Raw genomic sequence first — 22,821 nt, 5'->3', positions numbered from 1 at the left:
AACCAGCATGGAACAAAATGACGTAGTAATTGTAGCGGCCAAACGTACACCCATGGGCGGTATGCTGGGTTCTTTGTCCAGTTTATCCGCACCAGCTCTTGGCGCCGTTGCGCACCGTGCCGCTATCGCACAGGCTGGAATTGACGCCGCCGACATCGACGAAGTGATCAGCGGCTGCGTACTGCAGGCAGGCCAGGGTCAGGCGCCTGCCAGACAGGCCGCCGTCATGGCCGGCATTCCCTACGCTGCGGGAGCTACCACCATCAACAAAATGTGCGGCTCTGGCATGAAAGCGGTTATGTACGCTCATGACTTAATCAAGGCAGGCTCTGCCAGCGTAGTACTGGCCAGCGGTATGGAAAGCATGAGCAATGCGCCCTACCTGATGAGCAAAGCCCGCGCAGGCTACCGCCTCGGCCATGGTGAGCTGAAAGACTCCATGTTCCTGGACGGCCTCGAAGACGCATACGACAGAGGCAAGCTGATGGGTGTTTTTGCAGAAGCAACAGCCAGACACTTCAACTTCAGTCGCGGTCAGCAGGACGAATACGCCATCCGTTCCACAACCCGTGCGGTTGAAGCTCAGCAAAACAATGCCTTTGCGGATGAAATTGCGCCGGTTGTCATTGCCGATCGCAAAGCGGACATTACCGTAACCCGTGACGAAGGCCCGGATGCCAGCAAAATTGCCAAAATCCCACAGCTGAAACCCGCCTTTCAGGCAGATGGTACGGTTACGGCCGCCAACTCCAGCTCCATCTCCGATGGCGCAGCCAGCCTGATTCTGATGAGCGCGGCAGAAGCCGGGAAACGCGGTTTAAAACCGCTGGCACGCATTGTGGCTCACGCAACTCATGCCCAGGAACCCCAATGGTTTACCACAGCACCGGTTGAAGCCATGCGCAAAGTGATGACCAAAGCGGGATGGACTCAGGCTGATGTTGATCTGTATGAAATCAACGAAGCCTTTGCCGTTGTCGCCATGGCTGCCATTCATGAGCTGGAACTGGACAGCGACAAAGTGAACATTAACGGTGGAGCCTGTGCCCTGGGTCATCCAATCGGTGCGTCAGGCGCGCGGGTACTGGTCACGCTGCTCTATGCCCTGAAAAATCAGCATAAAAAACGCGGCATTGCCGCTTTGTGCATCGGTGGTGGTGAAGCCACAGCAGTAGCCATCGAGCTGGTATAGGCTGGCACACAGGGGATGAGGGTAATCCTGTCAGGTGGCAGGGAGTTATAAACTTGAAAACACAGGATCCCAGTACTGTTTTGGGTTCTGGTTTATCTGATAAAATAACCCTCATCCCCGCCCCTTCTCCCTTAACCAGGGAGAAGGGAGCCAGGCCGGCAATATAAAAATAATAATAAAAAAGGAATGTACATGCTAAAACAAGGTCTTGTTTATCTGTTAGTCAGCATACTCGTTGTTGTCTTTGCTCAATACCTTCATATCGTTTTTGCCTGGGTTGATCAGTTTTACCATTACATTGACTCCCTGTTATCCCCCATTTTCAACAAAGGCGGCATTGGGAATATCATTTGCAGGGTTATTCTGCTGACCATTATTCCTGTTCTGCTGGCTGCAGTCCCTGCCCTTCTCTGGCGTTTGATCAAAGGCAGCGACATGCCACATTTCATAGCCCTGACCTGGGGTTTGTGGCTGGTAATTGTACTCAGTAACATTGTCATACGTTGAGATTAATCCATGACCAAGATTATCAGTCAGTTGAATCCCGGCAGTCAGGAATTCAAGCATAATGAAGCGGCCATGCAGACTCTGGTGACGAGACTGCAGGATACCATACAGACCATAGCCCTCGGTGGCGATGACGCCGCACGAAAACGGCATTTAAAACACGGAAAACTCCTGCCGCGTGAACGGCTGCAGCAACTGCTGGATCCCGGCAGTCCTTTTCTGGAACTGTCACAGCTCGCCGCTTACGGTGTTTATAAAGAGGCGGTTCCTGCTGCCGGTATTATCACAGGCATAGGTCGTATCAATGGCCAGGAATGCATGATCGTGATAAACGATGCCACCGTCAAAGGCGGCACCTACTACCCGCTGACGGTGAAAAAACACCTGCGCGCTCAGGAAATTGCCCGTTTCAATCACCTGCCCTGCGTGTATCTGGTTGACTCCGGCGGCGCCTACCTGCCCAGGCAGGATGAAGTTTTTCCCGACCGCGATCATTTCGGACGCATATTTTATAACCAGGCTAATTTGTCAGCCGCCAATATTCCTCAGGTTGCCGTGGTCATGGGATCATGCACAGCCGGCGGTGCCTATGTTCCGGCGATGGCTGATGAATCCATCATGGTTCGCAATCAGGCCACCATCTTTCTGGGTGGGCCTCCTTTGGTGAAGGCAGCCACAGGTGAGGTGATTTCAGCTGAAGAACTCGGTGGTGCCGATGTACATTGCCGCCAGTCTGGCGTTGCCGATCACTACGCTGAAAACGATGAACACGCCCTCCAGATAGCACGTACGGTCATACGCAATCTCAATCGTAAAAAACCCGACAGCCTGGTGCGTCTTGAAAGCCGTGAACCGGCTTACGATGTTAATGAGTTAAACGGCATCGTACCGGCTGATCCACGCAAACCCTTTGATATCCGTGAAATCATCGCGCGCATCGTTGATGGCTCAGAGTTTGACGAATTCAAGGCACTGTTTGGCTCTACCCTGGTCTGCGGTTTTGCGCATCTGTTTGGCTATCCGGTTGGCATTATCGCCAACAACGGTATTCTGTTTGGCGAAGGCGCTGTGAAAGGCGCGCACTTTATTGAGCTGTGCACGCAACGCAAAATTCCCCTGATATTTTTACAGAATATCACAGGCTTCATGGTTGGCAGCAAATACGAAGCATCAGGCATTGCCAAACACGGAGCCAAGATGGTAACCGCCGTTTCTAATGCTCAGGTACCAAAACTGACGGTTATTGTCGGCGGCAGCTTTGGGGCCGGGAACTACGCCATGTGTGGCCGTGCATTCGATCCCCGCTTTTTATGGTCATGGCCCAACGCCCGCATATCGGTCATGGGCGGTGAACAGGCAGCCAACGTGCTGGCGCAGATCAGCCGCGATAAACATAACAAGCAGGGTACAGTCTGGTCCAGCGAAGACGAAGAGCTGTTCAAAGAGCAGATGCGCAACCAGTACGAAGAACAGGGCAACCCATGGTATGCCAGTGCCCGTCTGTGGGATGACGGCGTCATTGCACCCTGCGATACCCGCGTCATACTCGGCCTTGGTTTATCCGCTGCCCTGAATGCGCCCATTGAAGCCACTCAGTTTGGCGTTTTTCGAATGTAAGGAACCGATTGTGAGCGATTTACTCAGCGAAATAGATCAACACGTATGCCTTATCACGCTCAACCGTGTCAACAAACACAACGCGTTTGATGATCAGTTGCTGGCGACGATACAGAAAGCACTTGATGAGGCGATAGCCAATCCTGAGGTACGGGTTATCGTATTGAAAGCCAATGGACGGCATTTCTCCGCGGGTGCCGATCTGGCCTGGATGCAACGCATGTCCGCTTACAGCGAGGCCGAAAATCTGGCCGACTCACTTGTCCTGGCCGGGGTCATGCGCACCCTGCACCAGTCCCCCAAACCCACTATTGCCGTGGTTCAGGGCTCTGCCCTCGGTGGCGGCGCCGGACTGGTTGCCGCCTGTGATATTGCCATAGCCGGTCACAGCGCGCGCTTTTGCTTTTCTGAGGTCAAACTGGGCCTTATTCCTGCGGTTATCAGTCCTTACGTGGTCAAAGCCATGGGTGAACGACTGGCCAGGTGGCTGTTCATCACGGCAGAAACCTTCGATGCGGAACAGGCCAGACAATGGCAGCTGGTGCAGCACTGTGTCAACGATGACGAGCTGTGGCCCTTTGCCCTGCGCTACGCGCATACCATTACGCGCCAGGCTCCACAGGCGGTCTCCGATTGCAAAACGCTGGTGGCCCGTGTGAGCAACCAGACCATCACGGACGAACTGGTCAGAGAAACTGCCATGCTCATAGCCAAAAAGCGCGTTTCCGCTGAGGGACAACGTGGACTACGGGCATTTCTTAACAAAGAACCCGTCAACTGGGATTAGCTACGAGGGCTACACACATGTTTCATTCCATTCTGATTGCCAACCGCGGTGAAATTGCCTGTCGTGTGATAAGAACAGCACGCGATATGGGTATTGAAACCATCGCCATCTATTCCAGCGCCGACAAAGACAGCCCTCACGTACAACAGGCGTCACGTGCTTACTGGGTGGGTGAGGCTGCGGCCAGATCCAGCTATCTTAACATCGACGCCATTATCGCGGTGGCGCTGGCCAGTGGCGCCGAGGCCATTCATCCAGGCTATGGATTTTTATCGGAAAACCCCCACTTCGCCAGAGCCTGCGCTGAAGCCGGCATCGTCTTTATCGGACCGTCTGTGTCGGCCCTGGAAGCCATGGGCTCCAAGCAGCTGGCCAAGCAACGCCTGGAACACACAGCCGTTCCTCTGACGCCCGGTTATCATGGCAACAATCAGGACGATCAGCATTTATTAAACGAAGCCAGACGCATCGGCTTTCCCGTTTTGCTCAAGGCAGCCAATGGCGGCGGCGGCAAAGGGATGCGTGCCGTGCATAACGAAGCCGATTTTGCCCAGGCGCTGGCAGGTGCGCGCCGGGAATCCATGGCCAGCTTTGCTGACGACACCATGATCATTGAAAAACTGGTTTTGAATCCGCGTCATGTGGAAGTACAGATCATGGCAGACAACCACGGTCAGGTCGTTCATGTGTTTGAACGCGACTGCTCCATCCAGCGCCGCCATCAGAAAATTATCGAAGAGGCACCGGCACCTGGTATCAGCTCCGGTCTGCGCTGGGGTCTGGCAGAAGCCGCCTGCGAAGTGGCACGCTCCATTGAATACCGCGGTGCTGGAACGGTGGAGTTTCTCGTTTCGGAAGACGAACAGTTCTATTTCATGGAAATGAATACCCGCCTGCAGGTCGAGCACCCGGTCACCGAAATGATAAGTGGCCTGGATCTGGTGGCCTGGCAGATTAAAATCGCGGCCAATCAGCATTTACCCTGCACGCAGGATCAGATTCGCATGAACGGTCATGCGATTGAATGCCGAATTTATGCCGAAGATCCTCACCAGGGTTTTATCCCATCCATCGGTCAGCTGCATTTCTATAAGCCACCCATGGGTAAAGGCATCCGCATCGACAGCGGTGTGCATCTGTATTCATCCATCAGCCAGTATTACGACCCCATGATTGCGAAACTGATCGCATGGGGAGAAACACGAAGTGAGGCCCTGCAACGACTGCAAAGCGCCTTGAATCAGTTTGCCATTGGCGGGGTGAAATCCAACATCCCCTTTTTGCAGGCCATTTGCAGCCACGAACGTTTTGTGCAGGCCCGCCTGAGCACAGACTTTCTAAGCCAGGAACGCATTTCGCTACCCGAGCCCAATCAACATCTCGCCCTGTTAATGGCCATAAGCCATGATTATCTGGCCTTAAGCCTGACTGAGCAGGATCCGTTGTGGCGGCAGAGTTTTGGCTGGCAGCTGCATACGAAAAGCTCCTGGCTGTGGCGTTATATGATGAACGATCAGCAACACCAGGCCCGTGTCAGCCCGCATAACAGTCATGAGTTTACCGTAGAGCTCGATGGTATTAAAAAAACCATCCATGTAGAACATCACAATCAACGTATCCTGATTAATGATGGCCAGCAGAATTACCATGCCTTTGTTGACGAGCACCGCCATCAGCTCAACGTATACCTTGAAAATGGTACAGTCTCTCTGGAACGCTTCCGCTGGGAAAATGCCTTTGAGAAGAGCGGACATGGTGGCGGAAAACTAAGCGCACCGATGCCGGCAACCGTTGTATCGGTGTTGAAAAAACCAGGCGATCAGGTCAGGCAGGGTGAGGTTATTCTCATTCTTGAAGCCATGAAAATGGAGCACAGCATTCAGGCGCCCCGAGATGGATGGATAGCGGAAATTTTCTACGAAACCGGATCACAGGTAAACGAAGGGGCCGAGCTTGCTTCGCTTCAGGCTGAAAACAACCAGGATGCGACATGACACAGACGGATCATGTAACGATTGTAGAGGTGGGGCCGAGGGACGGCCTGCAAAACGAAGCCATGTTTGTACCTACCGACACGAAAATTGATTTGATTAACCGCCTGAGCGAAACGGGTCTGCGCCATATTGAGGCGACAAGCTTTGTCTCAGCCCGGGCCATTCCACAACTGGCAGACAACGAAGAGGTATTCACGTCCATAAAAAAAATTCCGGGCGTTCACTATTCGGCTCTGGTTCCTAACGAGCGCGGTATGTTAAAAGCCCTGGAAGTGGGTGTCAGGGAAGTCGCCGTGTTCACAGCGGCCAGCGAGACCTTTAATCAGCGCAACATCAACAGCAGTATCGCAGACAGCATTCTTCGCTTTGAGCCCGTGTTTGCGCTGGCCCGCGAGCAGCGCATCCCGGTTCGCGCTTATATTTCCTGTGCGCTGGGTTGTCCTTATGAAGGCGCCATACGTCCGGAACAGGTAGCCGGGGTTGCGCGACAGTTACTGGATTTGGGTGCTGACGATATCTGCCTTGGTGATACCATTGGCGTGGGTACCGTGCGGCAGACTCGAGAAGTGATTCGCAGTATGCTTGATTTGATGCCGGTCACGCGTTTGTCCATGCATTTTCATGATACCTACGGCCAGGCGATTGCCAACATCAGCGCATCCCTGGAGCTCGGCATTCGACGTTTCGACAGCTCCGTGGCCGGCCTCGGCGGCTGCCCCTACGCCCGCGGCGCTACCGGGAATGTGGCGACTGAGGATGTGTTGTACCTGATGCATGGCCTGGGTATGGATACTGGCGTGGATATTTATAAAGTCGTGGCAGCGGGCGATATGATTTGCAGAGTACTGAATAAAAGAAACCAATCCAAAGTGGCAAGCGCCCTGCTGGCTAATCCACAGTAACGGGCCGGGAGCCATTTGACAGCGCGACCACATCATCCCGGATTACGGCTTCGCCTAATCCGGGCTACAGCTCCCCAACAAGCCCACAGCGAAACATCGTAGCCCGGATTAGGCGTAGCCGTAATCCGGGAGGCACTCGCGACCACGGCTACTCCCAATTATTTCTTACGCCAGGTACGCCAGCCGAAATACACCAGCACCGACAGCATCAAGACTCCCAGTCCGTATAAAAGATAATTAACCGTCATCTCACTCACGCGTTCCATCGCGACCTCGGTTTGAACATTTTCCTGAATGTCATCAGACGACAGATTGGTAAACGTACCATTTTGAAACGAAACAGCCAGATTCCCAGTTAAGAAACTCAGTTTATAAGTATTGTTCAATAAACTGGTTGCCAGACGAAGTTCATTGCTGGTGTAGCCAAACAGGATCAACTGACTGTATTGACTGTCGGTTCCGGTTGAACGGATCCCGACAAAACCTATGTCCTGATTTTTTGTGAAGGCGTTCATAAAAATCGACTTATCAATACCCTTCAAAGTGCTGTTGGACGTGGCGTTCAGATTTTCAACCAATTGCGTAAACGTCTTTTCCAGAGAATCCAGCACTGGGGAATTATCATTACCCATGCCAAAGTACACCAGATTATGATTTTCAGCGTCTGCAGGTTTTGACGCCGAGCCTGACACCGTCAGGGATGTACTCTGGTCAAGCATGCCGGCAAAGCGAATCAGCTCCTTAATCAGTGATTTGTTCTCCCAGGCAGCGGGATCACTGGGTAATACAACCATCAGCTTTCCACTCATTAAATCAGGATAGGATTTGATTTGATCCCGCATGAAATCGTCTGATTTATAAAATTGAAGGTAACTGTTGTCATACACAGTTGCCCAGGCCTGGCTTAAATAATCCCGCGAGCAGAATTTTTCCGGCAGCACCATGTTGAAGGTAATCGTCAGGTTATTTTTGCCCAGCTGCAATTGCTTCTGTGGCAGGTTGAGCTCAAACATATTGAGCTGTGCAGAATCCGCCTTCAGGGTAGCGCCATCGAGCGGCAGTCCGTTCAGCGACACGCTCATGGTCGATTCCCTGTCCATTTGCAAAAATGGACTGTGGCTGTAATTTAACACCAGCCTGACTGGCTTATTGGTGTATTGAAGAGGCAGATTAAATTGATAGCTGATTTGATTTTGTCCTGATCCAAAGACAATGTTGTCCTTATACCCAAGGTCACGAAAGCGCATAATGGAACGGGCCTTCTTCAGCGGTTTTTTATCCGGGTCTGAAACCGGTTCTGCAATAAACAGTGCCGGGTTGATGCTGGTAAAATGCATCATATTGGAATTAATCGACTGAATAGCGGTGGCTATTCCCTCCTTGCTGTTAGAAGAAATAACCAGCACGGGTTGTTGACCGCGCTGACTTAACCAGACAAAACCGTTCTCAGCGTTCAGCGCCTTGCCATCTTTCTGCAGCCATTTTCCATCCTGTAACTGCAGACCTTCAGGCGCACCCAGAGATGAAAAATCGATTGCGTCCGGCGTGCCAATAATGACCGAGGGGAATGCCGGGGACAGGGCATCAAATTCACTCATGTTTTTCGCATCAATCTCGATACCGCGCCAGCTGGCTTCTCTGGACAGAATATTAGCCAGTTGAAAATACGGGGCAAATTCATCAGCTCCGGTTTTTGCAGGCAGATAGAATAACACCCTGTCAGCAAAGGGCGCGTCTTTATGGATAAATGGATTGGGAAACTCGGACAGACTCAGCCCGGACTGTCTGTTCTGAAAATGATAGGTGATACTGGAGTTACCCGAGAGCGTGACCCAGTTACCCTGATTTTCAAGGTCGCGGCACACTTCATCACTCAACACCATATACCCCACCAGACGAACCGTGGTTATTTTTTTGCTGATAGACGCCCTGGGTATTGTCACCTTCCAAAACAGAGGCTGTTCTTTTTTAGCGTCGAGTCGAATGCTGTCCAGCGGTGTATCGCCCACCATCAGCGTCAGAGATGAGGTATCAAGAAGCAAGGGCGAAAACTGAATCAGAAGATTCAAATCGATCGACTCCATCTGCCACTGTCCGGGGATAGGAATATAAAACGTGTAGGATGGTTTTCTTCCCTCAAGTACGGCGGTATCCATTTTGGATAATTGATTAAGGGTAAAAGTCTCGCTGGAAACGTTCGCACTCATATTGGAATCAGCAGCGCGTATGGTTGCGCAAAATAAAAACAGGCATGCGGAGATTACGGCTATGTATGCGAATCTAAGTTTCATTTTGTCTGGATCATCCCTTGATTACTTGATACTTTAAATACTAAAGGACAAGAACGAGATTATGCAATGCGTAAAGCGAAAATAACAGGATATGCCCTCCTGTTTGTTTTCATTGCCGGCATTACGATTCATTCAGCCATGAAAAAAACGCGCTCCGTCGAGCGTGACATTCCTACTTTGCTCAATTTTTACTACAACTTCAAAGACAAAAATCCGCTCAAGGCAATGGAAGCGCTTGATTTGATTATAAAACAGGACCCATCCAATGCCGTTGCGATTCACGCAAAAACCAACCTGTACATCCAACAGGGGGATACGCATTCCGCTCTGACCTTTCTGGAAGACAGCCTTGCCCATCAGCCCGACAATCCACAGGCTCAGCTTGAACTGGCCAGACTCTATCTGATGCTGAATCAGAGCGCTGACGCCAAAGAGCTGTTAAAACAACTACTCAACTCGAATAATCCTTCGCTGAAAAAACAGGCCCTTGCTCTCTATCAGGCAACCTTTCCGCAGGAACGACTGTCAACAGAACCCGTCCATTACCGCTCATTCATCGCTCCCCTCGAAGTGGTATCAAAAATAAATCTGGCCCCCCTGTATGCCAAGGTTGACAGTATCGTCAAACTTCAGCCCGATTCGGCCCGTCAGTACCTGCACATGATCATTGGCATGGACCCCAATGCCCGCGAAGCCTATGTGAAACTGGGCTATCTGGAGCTGCAGGAAAATAATGCCGATATTGCCATGCAGTATTTTTTAAAAGCCTTTGCGCTGAAGGCCGATGCTCAAATCGCTGTTCAGCTGGGCTATATGTACGCTAAAAAAAGAGACATCGCCCAGGCCCGCTTCTTTTTTCATTACGGCGTTCTCAACGGTAACGAGGCGCTCAAAAAGCAAAGCACGGAAGCCCTCGCTTTTCTGGACAAAAATCCGGTCGAAGCACTGGAAGCAGGAACCGGCAACCCGGCGGCCCCACTCAGCCCGGAAGACAGACTCTGGAATCAATTTTATGCCAGCAAAAACACACGCCCTGATCTGGCCCTGAATTACATCAACCAGCTGCTGCGCACGCATCCCGATGATCTCAGAACGCTGAAGGAAGCCGCCTATTTTGCCATGGCGCAAAAAAATTCTGACCGGGCCATTGCCTTGTGGAAGCAGGCATGGGCGCTGGAGCGCAATCCCGAGTATGCCTTGAGCATTGCCTATCTTTATGATTCACAAAGCAACAAACCCAAGGCCTTTCATTTTTTTGATCTGGCCTCACAAACCAGCAATATGAACATCAAATACAAAGCCGAACAGGCCATGACCAACATGGGTGGCTCGCAGTTTCAGTTTTTACCCAAACCCTATTTTGCTGAATTTTACACCGCACCCTTTTATTTCAGTCGCTTTGATTTGGGTATTTTACCCACCATCAGCCGAGCCGGTGTGACGCTGAATGAAAAACACAATACGGATGCCTACCTGTCCTGGCGACGCACCAAAGACAATCGGTCAGGGACCATCCAGGGCTTGATTATCCAGAACTCGATCTCACAGATATTTGAGGATAACGTAGCTATCTACGCGGCTGGCATGCGGACCTATCCATGGCCGACCATCCCCCTGCAGACCTTTCTGGAAGTTGGAACGGCTCAGGATCTCATCTACCGCTTTCGCCCGGAATGGCGCAGCGACGTGCGCGGCGGACTGGTGTATTATAATGCATGGGGAGCCAGGCCTACCTGGACGCCTGAGCTGAAATTCCCCCTGAAATGGGTCAGTACCCTGTATGCCGACACGATTTACTATTCCCGTTACGATAACAACATCATTGGAACGGCCTGGTTCCGGCCAGGACTGCGCGTGGCGACCTTCCAGAGCGCTTCGCTGGATATGTATCTGGCAAACTATCTGGTTCTTGATAAAAACCATGAGTTTTATAACAACGTATATTCTCTTGGTCCGGGAATCGCGTTCAGACCCAGTAACCGTCTTAATGTGGTGTTCCGACTGGAGTCGCTGCAGGGGTACTACATACCGGTCAACAGCCCGACCCCCAACCCGTATCGCTCGAAATATTACAATAATCTGGCGATGATGGAGGTTTATTTTCGTTTTTAATCAGCCATAATCAGCTGTATATATTGGCCATCACCGTATAGAGGGATTTCATGCCAGGCGAGTCAATACTCTTTGTTTATTTTATCATGTGGTATTTCCTGGTAGCGCTTGCCTGTCTGTTTATTCTGTCCGGACTGGATGATTTATTTTTCGACGCGTATTACTGGACACGGTTTTTCATCCGCCTGTGGCGAAGTCGTTTTTTTGAACCCCTCACCTACAAAAAAATGGCCGATAAGGAAGAGCAGCTGATAGCCGTGCTGGTGCCCTGCTGGCATGAAGCCGGGGTTATTGGCACGATGCTGCGGCACAATGCCTACTCCATTGACTACAGAAATTATTATATTTTTGTGGGTGTGTACCCCAATGATCCCGCCACAGTCAACGAAGTAGAAGAGGTAGCCAGCCATATTAAACAGGTTCGCTGTGTCATTGGCGAGCAACCCGGCCCCACCAACAAAGCCTCAAATCTGAATGGTGTTTACCGGCATGTAAAGGAATTTGAAAAAACACTGGGGCGCAAATTTGATATTTTCATTTTCCATGACTCAGAAGATATCATTCACCCAATGTCCTTCAAGTTGTATAATTACCTTTGTCCTAACAAGGACATGATCCAGATCCCGGTGTTTCCTCTTGCCGTCAGCAAATGGCAGTTTACACACTGGCTGTATGCTGATGAGTTTTCGGAAAATCACACCAAGGACATTATTGTCCGCGAAGCGGTACGTGGGCACGTGCCTTCAGCCGGAGTGGGCACCGCGTTTTCACGCCGGGCTCTGGAAATTCTCGAAGACCCGGTTACGCACACGCCGTTTTCCATCGACTCGCTGACAGAAGATTATCGAACCTCACTGGCACTGCGCGTTCATAAACTGAAAACCATCTTTGCGACACAGCAGATAACCCGTATGCGCTGGGTTCCACGTGGATTTTTTCGTAAGGGATACGTGCAGAAACCCATGAAGGAATACATCGCAACCCGCGCCCTGTTCCCCATGGAATACAAAAAAGCTGTTCGGCAAAAAGCACGCTGGATCATCGGCATCGTATTCCAGGAATGGAAGCACACCCAGTGGCCAAAAGAATGGATTATCCGTTTCACTCTGGCGCATGATCGCAAATCCTTTATCACGCATTTTATTAATGGCTTTGGCTATTTTGTATTTTTGTTCTGGATTATTTACTCGCTGCTGACCAGTTCCAACCCGGCCTATCCGTCGCTGCAGGAGCAGTTCAACCTGCATCCCTGGGTGTGGTGGCTGATTGTTGCCGTCACGTTTATCATGCTGGAACGCATGTTGCAGCGTATGATAGCGATTCGTCGGGTTTACGGCTGGATACCAGCCCTGCTGTCTATCCCCAGAGCATTTTATGGGAATATTCTCAATCTTCACGCCGTCATGCGCGCGTATCATGTTTACTATTCAACGCCCAAAACTCAGGCGGCCAGCAGCAAACAGCCCGCATGGGATAAAACGGATCATCATTTTCCGGGCAGTCATATTCTAACGCCCTATCGTTTGAAGCTGGGTGATGTGTTGCTGGAAAAAGGCCTGATTAAGCAGTCGGAACTGGATCAGGCCGTTATTGAGCAGCAGAAAACGGGAGAAAGACTGGGCGAGACTCTGTTACGGCTGCGTCTTATCAGTGAAAAACAGCTGAAACAGATTCTATCGGAGCAGTTTAACCTGAGGCTGTTTCCCAAAAGCAGGCTGGCGGACGCCAAAAGCAAATGTTTCGCTCAATTACCCGTCAAGCTGCAGCATTGGCTTAACAGGAACCACATCGATGTAGTCGATGTAAACCAGGATAGTCTGACCATCAGCATCAGTCTGAGCGACCCAACCAACGAGCTGTTGATTGAGAGTGTCATCAATCGCATCAGCCCATACCGGGCAGAGTTTTTTCTGACGGACACTACCTCATGACGTGGAGAGCCTGCTCAAGACAGGCAACAATTCGCTCGGCCGCATGTCCGTCACCATAAGGCGAAACGCCTCGCTGCATGCCTTTGTAAGCGCTCTGATCGGTTAACAGCCTGCTGACTGCCGTAACGATCGTATCGGTGTCAGTTCCCGCGAGAATCCCTGAACCCTGTTCAATAATCGCAGGTCGTTCCGTCGTGTCGCGCATGACAACCACGGGCTTATTCAAGGCAGGGGCTTCTTCCTGAATGCCGCCTGAGTCGGTTAAAATCAGCAGGCAGCGATTCATCAAATGCACAAAGGCATCGTATTTCAGAGGTGGAATCAGGTGAATGCGTGGCCTGTTTCCCAGCAGGGCTTCAATGTTTTTTCTGATATTGGGATTGGGGTGAACGGGGAATACAAAATTAACGTGCTCAAAGCGTGTCGATAGTTCGATGATGGCCTGACAGATATTCGTCAGTCGGTCACCAAAATTTTCCCGCCGGTGGGTCGTTACCACAATCAGGTTATCCAAATGACTCAGCGCTCCCCGGTCAGGTCTGTTTTTTAAGGTCCAGTACAGCGCATCGATAACCGGATTTCCTGTCACCTCAACACGGTGAGGCGTGATGCCCTCCAGTTGCAGGTTCGTTTTTTCCTGACTGGTGGGCACAAAATGCCAGGTGGACAAAGGCGCTGTCAGCACGCGATTTACTTCCTCAGGAAACGGTTGATAAATATCACCGGTTCTCAGGCCCGCTTCAATATGACCAAACGGAATACGGTGATAAAAAGCAATCAGCGAGGCCACCATGACCGTTGTTGTGTCGCCTACGGCCAGAACGGTATCAATCGGGTGTTCCTTAAATAAGGTATCCAGTTTATGGCATAACTGACCGGTCAAATGACCAAGAGACTGGTTCTCAACCATCACATTCAGATCCACATCCGGGTGCAGATCAAAAATGCCCAGCATGTCATCCAGCAGGCTCCGGTGCTGAGCCGTGTTAATCAGCAACACCCGGGCCCAGGGGCAGGCTTTCAGAGCAAAAACCACGGGAGCCATTTTAATGATTTCTGGACGGGTTCCAATGACACAGGCTATGACACGACGTTTTTCTGTGGACATGGCTTCTATCCCTTTTGTTTTTATTTAATATTTATAAAACATAGCATATATTTCGTCATGGTGAGTACCATGACGTAATTCACGTCCGGAGCAGGGAACCACTTGACGTGAGACCTGTATTTTGTTGAACTCACGTTACTGGTTGTAGCCCCATTCGCGAAACAGTTCCGGAGAGAACGCATGAGCAAACGCACATTGGTCATTGGATTGGTACAGGAAGCCTGGCACCGCGACCCGCAGACCCATCAGAAAAAACTGGCCGCCGGCATCATGGAGGCAGCACGGCAGGGAGCACAGCTGGTCTGCCTGCAGGAGCTCAGCCTTTCACCTTACTTCTGCACCCGTCCTGATGCCGATTACCACCCATTTATGGAAGAAATCAGCAGCGGACCAACCGCACAGTTCGTCGGCTCCATGGCGCAAAAGGCAGGTGTCAGCATCACCGCGTCTCTGTTTGAAAAAGCTGGATATAACACTGCGGTGGCCTTTGATGCCAGTGGTCAATGCATCGCCGTCACCCGCAAGCAACACATCCCCAGTGGCGAAAAATATCATGAGGACTACTATTTTAAAGCCGGTGACTCCAACTACCCCGTTCATAAAATAGCCGGCTTACAGGTTGGTCTGCCAACCTGCTACGATCAATGGTTTCCCGAGCTGTCCCGGATCTATGGTCTTAAGGGTGCGGAGCTGCTCGTTTATCCAACGGCCATAGGCGGTGAGCCCACTGCTCCCGGATTTGACAGTCAGCCAATGTGGCAAAAAGTCATGGTGGCGCAGGGAATTATGGCCAACTGCTTTATTGTGGCGGTCAATCGCATTGGCACCGAAGACGGCCTGACCTTTTACGGCAGCAGTTTCATCAGCAACCCCATGGGTGAGATTCTTGTACAGGCACCGCGCGATGAGCCAGCTGTACTGGTCGCGGAGCTTGAGCTGGAACAGCGTGATTTGTGGGGACGACTATTCCCCTTCGCCAGACAGCGTCAGCCACAAAGCTATCAGGATTTGATCAGCTCCCCCCTACCTTAATCAGGACTCTGAATGAATAATACGATAGAGCAGGAAAGCAACTCATACAACATGGCCAACTGGGGGGATGGGTATTTCTCAACCAATGAGCAGGGCAACATCGAAGTATGCAGGCAGCCATCTCAACAGGGTGTTGAATTACTGGCGATAGTCAACGCAGCCAGTCGCGCAGGCCTCAAACTCCCCCTGCTTATTCGCTTTACCGATATCCTTCACGATCGGGTCAAAAAGCTATACGCCGCCTTTCATCAGGCTATCGAAGAAATTGACTATCGAGGAAACTATACCCTCGTCTACCCCATCAAAGTAAATCAGGAACAATGCGTAGTACGTGAACTGCTCAAAACGCCCGGACATTCCATCGGGCTGGAAGCTGGCAGCAAGCCTGAGCTGATGGCGGTTATGGGCATGCTTGGACAGACCAGCGCCACCATTATCTGCAACGGCTACAAGGATGCCGCCTACATACGCATCGCCCTGATAGCCCAGCAAATGGGTCATAAAGTGTTTATCGTCATTGAGAAGCAATCCGAACTGGAGATTATTCTCAGAGAATCCGCCCGCATGAATATCAAGCCGGCACTCGGTGTCCGTATTCGTCTGACGACCAAAGGCGCCGGGAAATGGGAAAACACCGGCGGCGCCAAGTCCAAATTTGGTTTACAGGCCGAACAGATTATCGATCTGATCACCCGCCTCGAAGCTGAAAACCAGCTTGACTGTCTGCAGTTAATGCACTGCCATCTCGGTTCACAAATCGCAAACATTCATGACATTCGCCGTTGCATGCAGGAAGTCGCACGCTATTACATCGAACTTCGCAAACTCAGGGCGCCTGTCACGTATGTTGACGTTGGCGGCGGCCTGAGCATTGACTACGAAGGAACGCATTCCAGCAGCGGCTGCTCCATGAACTACAGCCTGAAAGAATACGCGACCAATATTCTGCTGGCCATTCGTCACCGCTGCGAAGAGGCGGAACAGCCCGAACCCAACATCATATCCGAATCTGGCCGTGCCTTAACCGCACACCACGCCGTCTTAATCACCAATATTACCGACGTGGAGCAGGTGAAAATCAACCGCGAGCTGCCTCACGTGGACGCCGAAGACTCTCATGTCATTCGCGACATCGTCGACACATGGCAATCCATTACCGATGATCAGCCCAGTGAAATTTTCAACTACGCCACCCATTCGCTGAACGAAGCGCACTCCCTGTTCAAACATGGCATTATTTCTCTGAAGGAGAAAGCGAAAGTAGAACAGTTCTTCACCAGCATCTGCTTTGAAATTCAGTCCAGACTGCGCGCCAGCCATCCTGGCGATCAGGCACTGATAGACCAGTTAAACGAGCGCATGGCGGCAAAGATTTTCTGTAACCTGTCTTTTTTCCAGTCGCTTCCCGATGCCTGGGCCATTGGCCAGATTTTTCCGGTTGCGCCCATCTCTCAACTGAACGTCGAACCTAAAATGCACAGTATTCTGCAGGATTTAACCTGCGATTCGGACGGCACCCTGAAACAATACACTGGACGCTCCAGCGTCAACACCACCTTGCTCCTGCCCCCGTTTGACAGCAAAAAACCCTACGCGCTGGCCTTTTTTCTCGTAGGCGCCTATCAGGAAATTCTGGGTAATCTGCACAATCTGTTTGGTGACACCAATTCCATGGACGTCAAGTTAGGCGACGATGGGCAGTTTGAAATCAATGACCTGATCACCGGCGACACCATTACCAATGTATTGAGTTTTGCCCACTACGACAGCAAACGCTTACTGCAATCCTACGAAAAGCAACTGATTTCCACCGACCTGCCGGAGGAAACCGTAGAATCCTGTTTGAACGAATTACGCAGTATTTTCTCTCAGCAAACCTATCTGGATAACCAGAAAATAAAAGGATAATCATGCAGACTCCCAGACAATGCGGATTTTACATGCCGGCAGAATGGCATACCCATGCACGCTGCTGGATGGCCTGGCCCTGCCATCAGGAGACCTGGGCAGGCATTGGCATGGCGCGCGCCCGGGCAGCTTACGCCCGCGTGGCGCTTGCCATTGCTCAGTTTGAACCGGTTACCATGCTGGTTAATCCAGGTGACGAAGCCAGTGTAAGCGAACTGTGCGGCAACCGGATTCAACAAATCAGCGTTCCATTAAACGACTCGTGGACACGCGACACCGGCCCCACCTTTTTATTAAACGCAGAGAACGAACTGGCTGGTGTAGACTGGATTCATAACGCCTGGGGCGGTAACTACCCCGATTGCGAGCTGGACAGGCAGCTGGCGTCATTTGTGCTGGCCCAGACACAGGCCCGCAGCTTTAAGGCCCCGCTGGTCATGGAGGGCGGCTCCTTTCACGTCGATGGTGAAGGCACGCTGTTAACCAGTCGCGAATGCCTGCTGAACGCCAATCGTAACCCCGACCTAAGCCAGGCCGAGATTGAAACCTTCCTGAATGATTTTCTGGGCACAGAAAAAATCATCTGGCTGAATCAGGGACTGGTGGGCGATGAAACCGATGGACACATCGATGAAATTGCCTGTTTTATAGCACCAGGAACCGTTTTATGCCTGATCACAGAAGACAGACAGGACGAAAATTACGCACGCCTGCAGGAAAATCTGGCCATCCTGCAATCGGCCACCGATGCGCGGGGCAGAAAACTGACGGTACACACGGTGGAGCAGCCTCCGGCCACCTGGCTGAATAACGAGCGCCTGACTCTGTCGTATATTAATTTTTATCTGGCCAACGGCGGCATTGTCATGCCTGCCTTTGGTTACGAACCCCATGACCAGGCAGCGTATCGCCTCTTTCAGAAGCTGTACCCAAGGCATAAAATCAGCCAGATCGATGCCCTCGATGTGTTTGCCGGAGGTGGTGGCATTCATTGCATTACTCAGCAGCAGCCCCTGTAGGGCGGGCAACATTATACAAAAAGGACGTAATTTATGAGCGCAGTATGGCAACCTCAACATCCTCAGGCTTCACGCATGTGGCAGTTCATGCGTTTTGCCGAACAGCAATACGGTTTATCCTTTCACGATTATCAGCAGCTGCATCGCTGGTCAACAGATGCGCCAGACCAGTTCTGGCAAAGCCTGTGTGATTTTTTCAATATCCGCTTCAACACCCCCGCGAGAAGTGTCTTAAACCAAGAGCCGCGCATGATTGACGCGACCTGGTTTGACGGCGCGACGCTGAACTTTGCTGAGCAGTTATTGCAACGCAGGGACGCGCATCCGGCGCTGGTCAGCATAGATGAAAACGGGAATCGTGAGGTTATCAGCTTTCAACAGTTACACCAGCAGGTTGCGCATTGTGCTGCTGGATTAAAACAGGCTGGTATTGGCTGCGGTGATCGGGTGGTGGCGATTATGCCTAATGTCGCACAGACCATCATTGCCATGCTGGCCACTGCCTCGCTGGGCGCGGTCTGGTCGTCCTGCTCACCAGACTTTGGTGCTCAGGCAGCGGTTGATCGCCTGGGACAGGTCGAACCCAGGCTCTTATTTGTCTGCGATGGTCATCAGTACCTTGGCAAGGCACATGATGCACGCAGCAAAATCATTGACGTATACAAGGCCATACCCAGCCTGGAGCGCGTGGTCATTTGCCCTGTCATTCACAGCAACCCAGTCTTTGATGCCGATATTCCAGCCGTCAAGTGGGACGATTTCGTTCAGGACACCAGCAAGCTGGAATTCAGCCAGCAGGCCTTTGCCCACCCGCTGTATATTCTGTTTTCCTCCGGCACCACAGGCAAGCCTAAATGCATCGTTCACGGCGCTGGCGGAACCCTGCTGCAACACATTAAGGAACTGGGTCTGCACACAGATCTGGGGCCGAATGACAATTTATGCTTTTACACTACCTGTGGCTGGATGATGTGGAACTGGATGGTGTCGGCACTGGCGCTTGGCACCACCCTCACCCTGTATGAAGGCGCTCCCACGCATCCCGATGCCTGGCGTTTGTTTCAATTACTGGAAGAGGAAGGCGTGACGGTTTTTGGCACCAGCGCCAAATACATTTCTTCTGTGGAAAAGGCTGGCGTTACCCCCATCACTCGTTATCGATTGCCGCGTCTGCGCACGATTCTGTCAACCGGCTCGCCGCTGCTGCCGAAAAACTACGACTTCGTCTATCAACAAATCAAGGCGGATGTGCAGCTCAGCTCCATCTCAGGCGGAACGGACATTGTTTCCTGCTTTGCACTCGGTAATCCCCTGTTACCGGTTTATCGCGGCGAACTGCAATGCCTTGGTCTTGGCATGGATGTGAAGGTATTCGATGAACAGGGACATTCGGTGACTCAGACACGTGGCGAACTGGTTTGTGTCAAACCCTTTCCCTCCATGCCGGTCAGCTTTTGGAAGGACAAAGACAAAAGCCTCTATCACAAAGCGTATTTCAATCGTTTTGACAACGTCTGGGCGCACGGAGATTTCGCGGAAATAACCCGACACCACGGTCTGATTATTCATGGCCGCTCGGATGCCGTGTTAAATCCGGGTGGGGTGCGTATTGGTACGGCTGAAATTTATCGCCAGATCGAAAGCATCCCGGCCATCCTTGACAGTGTGGTGATTGGTCAGGACTGGCAGGACGATGTGCGGGTGGTGTTGTTTGTCAAACTGCGTGAGGGGCTGGTTCTCGACGACGCACTGCAGGATCTGATCCGCAAAACCATCCGCAATAATGCGTCACCACGCCATGTACCAGCCAAAATACTGCAGGTGGGGGATATTCCCCGCACCATCAGCGGTAAAATTGTGGAAGTGGCCGTGCGTCAGACCGTGCACGGGCAGGCGGTGAATAACCTGCAATCGCTGGCTAATCCCGATGCCCTGTCCTGGTTTAAGGGCCGAGAGGAGTTAGTTGACTAACAAAGGTGATAGTTCGCTGTCGCTTCTTTCTTCCGGAATGTTTATTTGCCTGCTCAAATTCGCGACCGTTCCGGCCAGCCCGTTCTGGCGGTTGCTGTTAAAAAAGCCCAGCCCGGTGTATATGGCGGCAAGGCCGACTACACCGGCCCCTACGGCTGCAACCACGCCAACACCGCTAGCCGCTAATACAGGGGTAACCACAGCAAGCGCAAGGCTGCCAAGAACCATCAAGGCAATACCAAGGGCTTTCCAGGCTTTGGACTCCCTTCCAGATACAGCATGAGACAGCTCGTTAAGCCGTTGTGCATGCAGCGGGTTCTCAGAGTCTGTGATAGCCGCGTTGGCGTGAAACAAAACCTGATTTAACTGTGCCAGACTTCCCGGCCTCAAATACCGGGGCTGCTCTCCGGCCAGAAACCGTACGGATTCATATACCGCGACAGCGGCACCAAACAGGGCCTTTTCCTGCTCCGTTTGACAAGGCAGAGAGACAATGCTGTCGTGAAAAGCACGCAGCCGTTGACGGTAATCATCCACAGCCATCATGCCCGCATACCTCAAAAAGCGGACATCCCGCACCCGGTTCTTTTTATTGGTTCCAGCACTGGGCAGATAGTATTGGGAATCAGCCACATCAGAAAAGGTTCGCCGGTCTCCCAGCGTATTGTTAGCCTTTGAATCGTTTTTCATACCCGGTGAACCATGCACATGGTGAGTGGTGATTTCAGCGGCATTACCACCCATGGCGCGCATCGCATCGATTTTATCCGTGTTCAGCTCCTGCTCCTCGTAACAGGCACTCATCCATAGCTGCGTTGCCTTTTCGATAGCCGTACCGGTTCGGTCCTGACCGCTGGCGCAGTTGACCACGCTCAGAGTATTGGGTCTTTTCGCTGCGGCCAGAATCACCTGCGCCACATCATCGAGGCGCTCGGCTTTCAGCAGGGGCGCACGGCCTTTGGGCTTTTTGCGGTCATGATCCAGATAAAGAGCATCGGAGATTTCAACTGGCTTGGTCAGCCCATGCGCATTGGTTGGCAGATTAGACATCTCATCGCCAACCACGCTCGACACGGCATGCTCAATGCTCTTAACAATGGTGCTTTGGTGCTGCAGAGATGTATTGGTGTTTAAGCAGGTGATATGCAGCTTCAAACGTGACGGCTGCATGTAGTCAATGCTGCTGCATGCGGGCAAAATACTGTCCTCATCGGAATCATCAGGGATGGCGTGACGGGCAGTCTCCGGCATCGGCATGAGCCGGGTGGCCGTCATACGAATCTGCTCCAGATTCTCCAGCGCCTGATCCCGAATGGTTTCCATTGATTCTCCAGGCCCAACGTAAGCCGGTGATCCGGTTCGCGCCAGCCAGAGCGTCCTGTCTGCCGGACCATTTAAACCGCTGGCATCGTCCCGGTCGAAGTACAGCTCATTTTTTACGATGAACGCATTTTTTATCCCAACCAGATGCGTTTTGCGTGCCTGGGCAGGCAAGGCTCTATCCTCTGCGGCGATCAGGTGAGCAAAGAAACTATCGGCCTGCTGCTCGGCCACGCTGCGTACCGTGTGTGAGTTTTTGTCTGCGTGCTCATAGGGTCTAACCACCTCGCGCAAAGCCCGGGCCGTCTCAACCTGTTTTTTGGTTTTCAGGGTTACCGGGTATTGTGTTTCGCGTTGCAGAACCCGGGTTTCGCTGTCATAGGTCAGGGTGATCATCGGTCTGGCCGGCACCATCAGACTGGAGAGGTTCCGGTAGTGAAACAACAGCTTTTCCACATCTTTTTTTGTTTCGCAACCTTCGGTCAGATTGGCCTGATGCAGCGCCTGGACCAGCATTTGATTAAAGTCGGTTTCGATTCGCCTGATGCGAGCCCGTTTATTGTCAGAGCCCATATCATCGCGATTGACCACGTTTGACATATCTGCTATTTGAGTGGCCAGAGCATGTTTCAATTGCTGCCTGAACTCAGTCATGCGTTCAGGTGCCTGGCTTATCCTGGCAAGTACGTAATCAATCGGACGCAGACGAGACAGGCAGCGCAACAAGGCATTATTGGCTTCGATATCCGGTGAGTCATGAGGTGGGCGCTCATTCAGCGGTGTTGCCGCAGTGGCGTCACGCACCCATTCGTCTTCTTCACTCAGTTTTGAGACAATACCAAACCTGGCGTCATTACATTCACGCAGGTAATCGCTGAGCTGATCGTAGCTGCTGCTGCCGTCAGCATCGCCAGGAAGTTCGGCGCTCCGAAGCCAGTCAACCACGGAAGTGCTTTGCATGGCACGAAAAAAGTCGGAATGTTGTTGTGGCATGGTAGTTTGTCCGTTTATCGAGATGCTGTAATGTTGCACAGTATACCGCATCTTTTCTTAAGGGAACCTGAGCAAATAAAAAAATCAGCGTATTTCCAGGGTTTTAACCTGATTAAAAATTAGGTAGAATACGCAAT

15 protein-coding genes are annotated in these 22,821 nt (G+C 51.7%); 12 read left to right on the top strand and 3 right to left on the bottom strand.

Annotation, left to right across the window (positions count from 1 at the left end):
• Positions 1-7: 7 nt before the first annotated feature.
• From ACQUTA_RS00140 to ACQUTA_RS00115, 6 genes are all read left to right on the top strand, one after another.
• A complete protein-coding gene (locus tag ACQUTA_RS00140; protein WP_444986036.1) occupies positions 8-1,192 on the top strand; it encodes a thiolase family protein in 1,185 nt (394 codons plus the stop codon).
• A gap of 192 nt (positions 1,193-1,384) precedes the next feature.
• Positions 1,385-1,699: a hypothetical protein gene (locus tag ACQUTA_RS00135; RefSeq protein WP_444986034.1), complete on the top strand. Its 315-nt coding sequence runs from the start codon at positions 1,385-1,387 to the stop codon at positions 1,697-1,699.
• A 9-nt stretch (positions 1,700-1,708) separates the two neighbouring features.
• Positions 1,709-3,316 (top strand): carboxyl transferase domain-containing protein, encoded by a 1,608-nt coding sequence (locus ACQUTA_RS00130; RefSeq protein WP_444986032.1) that lies wholly within the window; start codon positions 1,709-1,711, stop codon positions 3,314-3,316.
• 10 nt (positions 3,317-3,326) lie between these two features.
• Entirely contained in the window at positions 3,327-4,103 is a 777-nt protein-coding gene (locus tag ACQUTA_RS00125) for an enoyl-CoA hydratase-related protein (RefSeq protein ID WP_444986030.1), read from the top strand.
• A 17-nt stretch (positions 4,104-4,120) separates the two neighbouring features.
• Entirely contained in the window at positions 4,121-6,097 is a 1,977-nt protein-coding gene (locus tag ACQUTA_RS00120) for an acetyl/propionyl/methylcrotonyl-CoA carboxylase subunit alpha (RefSeq protein ID WP_444986028.1), read from the top strand.
• A complete protein-coding gene (locus tag ACQUTA_RS00115) occupies positions 6,094-6,999 on the top strand; it encodes a hydroxymethylglutaryl-CoA lyase (RefSeq protein ID WP_444986026.1) in 906 nt (301 codons plus the stop codon). The genes ACQUTA_RS00120 and ACQUTA_RS00115 overlap by 4 nt, the downstream gene beginning before the upstream one ends.
• Positions 7,000-7,157: 158 nt before the next feature.
• Here ACQUTA_RS00115 and ACQUTA_RS00110 read toward each other — a convergent pair whose 3' ends face one another.
• Positions 7,158-9,206, bottom strand: a complete 2,049-nt coding sequence (locus ACQUTA_RS00110) for a cellulose biosynthesis cyclic di-GMP-binding regulatory protein BcsB (protein ID WP_444986024.1) — start codon at positions 9,204-9,206, stop codon at positions 7,158-7,160.
• A gap of 150 nt (positions 9,207-9,356) precedes the next feature.
• On the opposite strand from ACQUTA_RS00110, the gene ACQUTA_RS00105 reads away from it, so the two are divergent.
• Positions 9,357-11,402, top strand: coding sequence for a tetratricopeptide repeat protein (locus ACQUTA_RS00105; protein ID WP_444986022.1), 2,046 nt, complete (start codon positions 9,357-9,359; stop codon positions 11,400-11,402).
• 50 nt (positions 11,403-11,452) lie between these two features.
• The gene (locus ACQUTA_RS00100) at positions 11,453-13,333 is read left to right on the top strand and encodes a glycosyl transferase family protein (protein ID WP_444986020.1); all 1,881 of its coding nucleotides are present in this window, start codon (positions 11,453-11,455) and stop codon (positions 13,331-13,333) included.
• Here ACQUTA_RS00100 and wecB read toward each other — a convergent pair.
• Positions 13,323-14,441 (bottom strand): non-hydrolyzing UDP-N-acetylglucosamine 2-epimerase, encoded by a 1,119-nt coding sequence (wecB, locus tag ACQUTA_RS00095; RefSeq protein WP_444986018.1) that lies wholly within the window; start codon positions 14,439-14,441, stop codon positions 13,323-13,325. The two genes, ACQUTA_RS00100 and wecB, sit on opposite strands and share 11 nt — an antisense overlap.
• Before the next feature lie 180 nt (positions 14,442-14,621).
• On the opposite strand from wecB, the gene ACQUTA_RS00090 reads away from it, so the two are divergent.
• The 4 genes from ACQUTA_RS00090 to ACQUTA_RS00075 are packed head-to-tail and all read left to right on the top strand — an operon-like array spanning position 14,622 to position 20,371.
• Complete coding sequence (locus ACQUTA_RS00090; protein WP_444986017.1) at positions 14,622-15,473, top strand: carbon-nitrogen hydrolase; 852 nt, start codon at positions 14,622-14,624, stop codon at positions 15,471-15,473.
• 12 nt (positions 15,474-15,485) lie between these two features.
• A complete protein-coding gene (gene speA, locus ACQUTA_RS00085; protein ID WP_444986015.1) occupies positions 15,486-17,381 on the top strand; it encodes a biosynthetic arginine decarboxylase in 1,896 nt (631 codons plus the stop codon).
• On the top strand, positions 17,378-18,400 hold the full coding sequence (locus ACQUTA_RS00080) for an agmatine deiminase family protein (RefSeq protein ID WP_444986435.1): 1,023 nt from the start codon (positions 17,378-17,380) through the stop codon (positions 18,398-18,400). The genes speA and ACQUTA_RS00080 overlap by 4 nt, the downstream gene beginning before the upstream one ends.
• A 33-nt stretch (positions 18,401-18,433) precedes the next feature.
• Entirely contained in the window at positions 18,434-20,371 is a 1,938-nt protein-coding gene (locus ACQUTA_RS00075) for an acetoacetate--CoA ligase (protein WP_444986014.1), read from the top strand.
• Here the strand turns inward: ACQUTA_RS00075 and ACQUTA_RS00070 are convergent.
• Positions 20,360-22,684: a hypothetical protein gene (locus ACQUTA_RS00070; RefSeq protein WP_444986012.1), complete on the bottom strand. Its 2,325-nt coding sequence runs from the start codon at positions 22,682-22,684 to the stop codon at positions 20,360-20,362. The two genes, ACQUTA_RS00075 and ACQUTA_RS00070, sit on opposite strands and share 12 nt — an antisense overlap.
• Between the last annotated feature and the right edge of the window lie 137 nt (positions 22,685-22,821).

This window comes from Legionella navarrensis, assembly GCF_052527415.1.
This window is presented reverse-complemented; position numbering and strand designations above follow the sequence as displayed.

What these genes read in the sequence shown, in the direction of transcription:
- ACQUTA_RS00140 (WP_444986036.1), top strand. Translation starts at nt 8, where the DNA reads ATGGAACAAAATGACGTAGTAATTGTAGCGGCCAAACGTACACCCATG.
- ACQUTA_RS00130 (WP_444986032.1), top strand. Translation starts at nt 1,709, where the DNA reads ATGACCAAGATTATCAGTCAGTTGAATCCCGGCAGTCAGGAATTCAAG.
- ACQUTA_RS00110 (WP_444986024.1), bottom strand. Translation starts at nt 9,206, where the DNA reads ATGAGTGCGAACGTTTCCAGCGAGACTTTTACCCTTAATCAATTATCC.
- ACQUTA_RS00070 (WP_444986012.1), bottom strand. Translation starts at nt 22,684, where the DNA reads ATGCCACAACAACATTCCGACTTTTTTCGTGCCATGCAAAGCACTTCC.
- ACQUTA_RS00115 (WP_444986026.1), top strand. Translation starts at nt 6,094, where the DNA reads ATGACACAGACGGATCATGTAACGATTGTAGAGGTGGGGCCGAGGGAC.
- ACQUTA_RS00100 (WP_444986020.1), top strand. Translation starts at nt 11,453, where the DNA reads ATGCCAGGCGAGTCAATACTCTTTGTTTATTTTATCATGTGGTATTTC.
- speA (WP_444986015.1), top strand. Translation starts at nt 15,486, where the DNA reads ATGAATAATACGATAGAGCAGGAAAGCAACTCATACAACATGGCCAAC.
- ACQUTA_RS00135 (WP_444986034.1), top strand. Translation starts at nt 1,385, where the DNA reads ATGCTAAAACAAGGTCTTGTTTATCTGTTAGTCAGCATACTCGTTGTT.
- ACQUTA_RS00090 (WP_444986017.1), top strand. Translation starts at nt 14,622, where the DNA reads ATGAGCAAACGCACATTGGTCATTGGATTGGTACAGGAAGCCTGGCAC.
- ACQUTA_RS00105 (WP_444986022.1), top strand. Translation starts at nt 9,357, where the DNA reads ATGCGTAAAGCGAAAATAACAGGATATGCCCTCCTGTTTGTTTTCATT.
- ACQUTA_RS00075 (WP_444986014.1), top strand. Translation starts at nt 18,434, where the DNA reads ATGAGCGCAGTATGGCAACCTCAACATCCTCAGGCTTCACGCATGTGG.
- ACQUTA_RS00120 (WP_444986028.1), top strand. Translation starts at nt 4,121, where the DNA reads ATGTTTCATTCCATTCTGATTGCCAACCGCGGTGAAATTGCCTGTCGT.
- wecB (WP_444986018.1), bottom strand. Translation starts at nt 14,441, where the DNA reads ATGTCCACAGAAAAACGTCGTGTCATAGCCTGTGTCATTGGAACCCGT.